Annotated in this window: 1 protein-coding gene; it reads right to left on the reverse strand. The window is 25.1% G+C overall.

Features of this window, described 5'->3' with window-relative positions; all coding sequences use genetic code 11:
- Positions 1 to 665, reverse strand: a 665-nt coding sequence (locus tag EZH24_RS12795; RefSeq protein ID WP_137999418.1) for a hypothetical protein, incomplete at its 3' end; no start/stop codon positions are given.
- Positions 666 to 848: the final 183 nt, after the last annotated feature.

Here is an 848-nt window from a genome sequence, read left to right on the forward strand (position 1 = left end):
TATAAATGTTTAGTAAAGAAAAGTATGAAATCAAAGGCAAAAAATACCGTATCTATTTTTTCTTTTTCTATATCTTTAAAAACTTTTGACGAATAATTTGGATATTTATCATATTCCGAATCGTCTATCGGATAGCTCGTATCTCTAATTTTTCCTATATATACAAAATAAAATTTTAGTCTGCATAATAATTCTTGTTCGTATATAAAATAGTTCATTCTCATAAAATTAATCCAATTTATATCGCCTTCCACACAAACGACTTTAGCGTTGGTAGATTTCAGAACTAAAAATGTGCTTCCGCCACCGCCGAATTCCAAATAATATTTAGAATTTTTAATCGTATTTAAAAATAATTCTCTTTCCAAATCTGACATTATAGGTTTTGTGGAATTTAGTTTTAAACTTTTTAATTCTAATAAATCTCGTTTTATATTTTCTGGATTATCAGAATTTTCAAAATACAATTTTTCTATATTCTCTAAATGTTCAAAATATGAATTTAATAAATTTCTCGTGGCATTTCTTAAACCTCTAAACGGTATCCACCAAACTATAGCGTCTATATCCGATTTTGTAGGCTTCTTTTTGAAAGTAATTTTAATAAACAGAATTTTTATAACTATATATTTTTCGGTTTCGGATTTTTGAAAGAGTTTAATCATGATAAATCTCCAACTATAAAATAAAATGCAGAAAATAATAGCTTATGCCAAATGCATCGTTTAAATGTCTGAAATAATTTTTTAGTTTTGCAATGAAAAAACAGCCAATTATATATTAATGGCTTGTATTGTATTGTATTGTATTGTATTGTATTGTATTGTATTGTATTGTATTGTATTGTA

Source organism: Brachyspira catarrhinii (assembly GCF_005518285.1).
In the GTDB taxonomy this organism is placed as follows: Bacteria; Spirochaetota; Brachyspiria; order Brachyspirales; family Brachyspiraceae; genus Brachyspira; species Brachyspira catarrhinii.